The sequence below is a fragment of the Dolichospermum sp. LEGE 00246 genome, from assembly GCF_015207865.1.
Taxonomy (GTDB): Bacteria; Cyanobacteriota; Cyanobacteriia; order Cyanobacteriales; family Nostocaceae; genus Dolichospermum; species Dolichospermum heterosporum.
Genome location: NZ_JADEWA010000465.1, coordinates 1 through 4,247 on the forward strand (window position 1 = coordinate 1; position 4,247 = coordinate 4,247).

The following is a 4,247-nucleotide window of genomic DNA, read 5'->3' on the forward strand; positions in this document are numbered from 1 at the left end:
CGTCTGGATATATCGTGAAAAAGAATGGTCATCTGAAACAACATCAGAAGATATTATTGAACATTTTAAAAAAGATTTTTTGTTGAATGAGGAAGAAATCCATCAATTATTTGATATTTCAATTCCTGAAGGAATTAACCGAAATCAGCTTTTTCAAGATGCAGTAGTTTATTGGGAAGAATTAAAAACTGTTATTGGTAAACCTCCAGATATTTTACCAGAAGAAGGTGCTTTAACTTATTTAGAAATACAAGGTGTAGGGGCTGCAAAAAAACTTTGTTTTGAACCAGCAGAACGACTGAGTTTAATTACAGGTGATAATGGATTAGGTAAAACTTTTTTACTGGAATGTGCTTGGTGGGCTTTAACTGGACAGTGGGCAAATTTACCAGCATATCCAACGCAAATTGGAAGTGAATATGAACCTGTAATTACATTTCAAATTTCTGGAGATTCTGAATCTGATACAGAGAGTATTTCTTATGATTGGCAGCTTCAAAGATGGAATGAAATTAAAAATCGCTCAACTATTCCAGGTCTTTTAATTTATGCCAGAGTAGATGGTTCTTTTGCCGTATGGGACACAGCAAAACAATATTTATCATCTTCTTCACGCATTAAAAATATTGATAAGAAACCACTTCCTTTTGTGTTTACAAAAGATGAGCTATGGAATGGTCAAAAAGATGAAAATGGTAATACTTTTATTAATGGATTATTACGAGATTGGATTCAATGGCAAAGTAGACCAGATAAATATCCATTTAACACTTTAGTAAAAGTATTAGCACGTTTATCACCTCCCGAAGAAGGGGATTTAGGAATTTTGAAACCGGGAGAACCTGTCAGACTTCCTTATGATGCTAGAGAAATTCCTACCATAGAACATCCTTATGGAACTGTTCCCATTATTCATGCTTCCGCAGGGGTACAGCGGATAATTACAATGGCTTATTTGATAGTTTGGGCTTATGAAGAACATAAAATACAATCAAAACTTATCCGCAGAGAACCACAGAAGAGAATGGTTATTTTAGTAGATGAATTAGAAGCACATCTTCACCCCCAATGGCAAAGGGCTATTTTACCTGCTTTGTTAGATGTGAGAGATGATTTAGCATCTGATTTACAAGTGCAAATTATGGTTGCTACTCATTCTCCTTTAGTAATGGCATCTGTAGAACCTAGATTTGATGAAACAGTTGATAAGTTATTTAGTCTAGAACTGGTGAAAAGCGATTTATTAGGTAATGAAGTTCAAATTGAAGAACTTCCTTTTATTCGTCAAGGTGTGGTAGATTCTTGGTTAATGTCTGATGTTTTTAAATTGCGTCATGCGCGTTCTTTGGAAGCAGAAAAGGCTATAGAAGCAGCGAAAGTTTTACAATTATCAGATAATCCCAATTCGGAAGATGTGGCAAGAGTATCAAATGATTTGGCAAGGTATTTATCAGAAGATGATAGATTTTGGACTAGGTGGGTTTATTTTGCAGAACAGCATGGAGTAGATTTGTGATTCCTATTAAACCCCAGCCTGAACCTGATGATTTTGACGAGAAAGTTAGACAAAAAGGTGTAGTTTTTTTAAGTAAAGTTCCTAATCCTAAAACAAAAGATTGGAAAAATCATGATTATTGGCGGAGATCATTGCGTGATTTATACGATGCTTGTAATCATATTTGTGCATATTCAGCACAATGGATTCCTTATGACACAGGTAGGCCAGCAGTTGATCATTTTATTCCTAAAACGGTTAAACCTGAACTAGCTTATGAATGGGATAATTTCCTTATTTGCTCAAAAATTAACACTAATAAAGGAATAAAAGAAGAGATTATAGATCCTTGTTTCTTACCGGCAAATAGTTTTATTCTTGATTTTCCTTCTATGCTTATTAAACCTAATTCCAATCTTTTAGAACCACTAAAAGAAAGAGTAGTTTATACAATTAAAGAACTAAAACTTAATGAAGAAACCTGGAAATTGGGGCGTTCAGATAAGCTAATAGACTATTGTAACCAAGTGTATCCCTTCGACTATTTAAAAAGAAGATATCCATTTATTGCTTATGAATTAGAACGTCAAGGGTTAGTAGAAGTAGACAAGATAGCAAAAATTATGGGTGTGAAAATATAACCCAGCAAACAGAAAAATGGAAAATATTTTTGATAAATCAAGAATGATGCCAAGCTTGATAAAATTCTGGATAGGGCATATTTTGGGCGCAATTCCAAATCAAATCATAGTCTTCACTATCTAGTTTATAGCGACGTAAAGCCCGTACCGCCAAAGATATATCTTTATTGCTGGTGACTATCTTTCCTAAGCTTTTAGCGGCTAGTTTATGGGTGTACTCATTCTGTGATTTATCCAGAAGTTGCACTAAGGCGGCAATGGCTTTTTCATTATTCATACCTATATTGCCTAAGCTTTCTAGTGCATAGACAATAATTTCATCATTTTCTGATGTGTTAATAAGTTGCAATAAAGCGGAGATAGCTTTTTCGTTACCAGGATCTATACTTCCTAAGCTTTCGGCTACTTGCACAAGGATAGACTCATTCTGTGATGTGTCCAGGAGTTGCCCTAAAGTAGAGATGGCTTTTGTATCACCTTTGCCTATCTCTCCTAGTGTATAAAGTGCTTGAATAAGAGCTTCATCATCCTCTGATACATCTAAAATTTGGATTAAATCGGTAATGGCTTTTTCGTGATCAGTTTCTATTTTATCTGGGGTTGTAGCCGCTTGGAGAATAACGGCTTTTTGGTGGTTATTGTCTATTTTCCCTAATTGACTTGTATATTTATTGCCTGATTTATCTAGTAATTGTACTAGAGCAGAAATGGCTTTTTCATTGCCAATGCCTATTTTACCTAAGCTTTCAGCTAGTTGCCAATAAATAGCATCATTTTGTGCTGTATCTAAAATCTGCACTAAGGCGGAAATAGCTTGTTCATTACCATAGCCTATTTCTCCTAAGCTTTCAGTCGCTTGCTTACGGATATCATTATTATCTGATGTAGTTATAATTTTTACTATGGCGGAAATAGCTTGTTCATTACCATAGCCTACTTTTCCTAAGCTTTTAACTACTCGTCTACGGATGTCTTTATCCTGTGACGTATTCAATAGTTGGGTTAAAGCGGAAATGGATTTTTCACTACCAGATCCGATTGTTTCTAAGCTGGTAATGGCGAGAAAAAGGGTAAAATTTTGTTGTAATGTGTTGATTGATTGGACTAAAGTATCTATGGCTTTGGTTCTGTCGGTTTCTTGAAGTCCTACAGTGACTTGCTGTTCAATGCTATTGAAACAATAATAATCTAATTTCCAATTTACCAGTTGTTGAACTATGTTATCAGCTTTTGCCGATTCTGGGAATTGAGCGATCGCTGCTGCTGCTAAAAAATAGGCGCGATAACCATAAAAACCCTTACCCTGATATGGTACACAGCCATCTTCAAAATTGACCAAAGCTTGAATAAATGCCTCTTTTGACTCTTTGGGTACATCTTCCCGTCCAAACCAGGATAATATTACTGGTTGCCATTGGGGTTCAAAAATGCGGTATGCTTGATTGTCTATGGGTTGATTTTTATGGTTTTTGGGCAAGAAGGCATCCCAATCATCAATCGCCGTTGTGGCAAAATCCTCTGGTTTCATAAGTTTACTATAATCAATAAAAGTTATTTCGAGATTGACAGGTGGTATTTTGAAAAAAATTACTAGAATTCACTGTATCACGTTGGTAAATTATCATTTTAAATGTAACAATATGAATTATTAACTTTTTTTCAGACTCAAATCATGAAAGCAATTTGGAACGGTGCTATTCTAGCCGAAAGCAATAATACGGTAGTTGTGGAAGGAAATCATTATTTCCCGGTTGACGCTATTAATAAGGAATACTTTACAGACAGCAGCACTCATACCACTTGTCCTTGGAAAGGGGTTGCTAGTTACTACAGTGTTGAAGTTAATGGACAAGTTAATAAAGATGCCGCTTGGTACTATCCTAGCACTAAGGAAAAGGCTAAAAATATCCAAGGTTATGTTGCTTTCTGGAAGGGCGTAAAAGTCGAGGCTTAGACTAAGATTAAATTAACCATATAGCCATTGTAGCCATTGTAGCCATTGTAGCCATTGTAGCCATTGTAGCCATTGTAGCCATTGTAGCCATTGTAGCCATTGTAGCCATTGTAGCCATTGTAGCCATTGTAGCCATTGTAGCCATTGTAGCCATTGT

At 35.6% G+C, this 4,247-nt stretch carries 4 protein-coding genes; 3 read left to right on the forward strand and 1 reads right to left on the reverse strand.

The features are described from left to right. Together IQ228_RS22170 and IQ228_RS22175 are read left to right on the forward strand one after the other, a co-directional pair. On the forward strand, positions 1–1,516 hold a 1,516-nt coding region (locus IQ228_RS22170), incomplete at its 5' end, for an AAA family ATPase (RefSeq protein WP_193964455.1). Then, positions 1,513–2,136 carry a hypothetical protein gene (locus tag IQ228_RS22175; protein WP_051424399.1) on the forward strand — a complete coding sequence of 208 codons (624 nt, stop codon included), beginning with the start codon at positions 1,513–1,515 and terminating at the stop codon, positions 2,134–2,136. The genes IQ228_RS22170 and IQ228_RS22175, both read left to right, overlap by 4 nt. A 37-nt stretch (positions 2,137–2,173) precedes the next feature. Here IQ228_RS22175 and IQ228_RS22180 read toward each other — a convergent pair whose 3' ends face one another. Next, on the reverse strand, positions 2,174–3,664 hold the full coding sequence (locus IQ228_RS22180) for a HEAT repeat domain-containing protein (RefSeq protein ID WP_193964456.1): 1,491 nt from the start codon (positions 3,662–3,664) through the stop codon (positions 2,174–2,176). Positions 3,665–3,805: 141 nt separating this feature from the next. On the opposite strand from IQ228_RS22180, the gene IQ228_RS22185 reads away from it, so the two are divergent. Beyond that, positions 3,806–4,090, forward strand: a complete 285-nt coding sequence (locus tag IQ228_RS22185) for a DUF427 domain-containing protein (RefSeq protein WP_193964458.1) — start codon at positions 3,806–3,808, stop codon at positions 4,088–4,090. The last annotated feature ends 157 nt before the right edge of the window (positions 4,091–4,247 follow it).